The 1,639-nt window shown below is 63.7% G+C and carries 1 protein-coding gene; it reads right to left on the bottom strand.

From position 1 onward, the window contains the following. Positions 1–17: 17 nt before the first annotated feature. Positions 18–1,520 (bottom strand): IS5 family transposase, encoded by a 1,503-nt coding sequence (locus ACS5NL_RS22660; protein WP_439356256.1) that lies wholly within the window; start codon positions 1,518–1,520, stop codon positions 18–20. Positions 1,521–1,639 lie beyond the last annotated feature (119 nt).

Here is a 1,639-nt window from a genome sequence, read left to right on the forward strand (position 1 = left end):
AGTCGACCCTGATTTATTCAAATGCGAGCGCCGACGGTGCGCTGGACTGAGCCGGTGAGTGTGCGAGTGAGCAAAGTACCCAGCTCGTCTTGCCAGTTCGGCGACACGCCCGCCACCATGCACAGGCGCAAATAAAGCTGGCGCAAGAAGGTCACCCCCTTCCTGACGATCATGCGCAGCAGCCAGCGGATGTTGTAGCCGGCGGCGCACAGCACCGCGTGCAGCCGGTCGCCGGTTTCGCCCTTGAGGTGGCAGCGGTCCATGCGGTGATCGGTCTTGAGGTGGCCAATGATCGGTTCGATCGCCTGGCGCCGTTTGAGCAGCTTTTTGTCTTGCTCGCTGATCCGCTTGGTCTTGCCTCGGTGCACGATGTGCACATCCGGGGTCTCTGCATCCACACCCCGGTAGCCCAGATCCACAAACGCCGTCGCAGGCTTGACCGCGCTGTCCTGCATCAGGATCGTGGCCTGCTCCAGTTGCTCATGGAGGGTGTGGCCGTCGTACGGGTTGCCGTGGAACGCCCGGGCACCCACGATCAGGTTGCCCTGCAATGTGCTGGCAATGCCAACCTTCACGCCGAACTCGTAGGGCGTTCGGGCCTTGCCTTTGCTGATGCAGTCCACCTCGCTCGCATGCCAGGCGTAGAGCTTGGGCTGTCCGTCGGGGGCCTTGCGCTGGCCGCTCTGGGCCACGATGCGCCGGGCTTTGTTCAGGGCCTCACCCAGCGCCTGCCGCACCGCTGCGCCGATGGCGCTGGCCTTGCGGTCCACCTCACGTTGCAGCCGCCCGACGATGGTGCGCTGGCGCTTGATGGCCCGGCGCATGCGCTTGAACTGGCGGGCATGGGCATAGCGACCAGCCTTGCGGGTGAGGTCCTTGCCCTCCTTGGCAAACGTCTGCTTCAGATCGATCCCCACCTCCTTGGCCGCTTCCACCAGCTTGGTGCGAGCAGTCTCCAGCAAACGGCTGTCGGTGGGGTGGGCAATCGCCTTGTGCTGCACCGTGCTGTCCACGATCACCCGGGTCAGCTCCTGCGGCTTGATCAGCTTGAGATCGACGGCCACGTTGATGGTCTGCGCCAGCAACTCCTCCACACCTTCTTCGCCCAGCAACTGGCGGAACTTGACCAGCGTGGTGGCGTCGCAGGGCGGGCGGTCTTCGTAGTATGCGCAGCCCGAGAAGAACTGCCAGCGCGGGGTGTCGGCCCAGCGAGCCACCATGCCCTCGTCGGATTCGTTGAAGGCGTGCTTGAGGTACAGCAACGCGATCATGATTCGCAGCGGCACGCGAGGCCGTCCGGCGTTGCTGGCAACGGCCACACGCTGCGACTGTTCACCGAAAAGATCCAGGTCGGGCATGGCCACACCGGCGCGGCCTTTGCGAGAAAACACCTGGGCCACACGCGCTTCGATCTCCTGCCAAGGCATGCGCGAGGCCAGCACGGCCAGCGGATGGCGCAGGTCGATCATGTGATCGATGCGCGAGCGAAAGAAATCGTCGGTGGCGGGGCAGGCAAACAGCACGGCAGAACTCCCAGAAAACAGCCCCTATTGGAAATCAAACTGGGAGTTCTGAGACCCCGGCATCACCCACAAAGCCAGCATTCATGCGGGTTCCACGGATTCTTCAGGGTCGACTA

The organism is Hydrogenophaga sedimenti, from assembly GCF_051857515.1.
In the GTDB taxonomy this organism is placed as follows: domain Bacteria; phylum Pseudomonadota; class Gammaproteobacteria; order Burkholderiales; family Burkholderiaceae_C; genus Hydrogenophaga.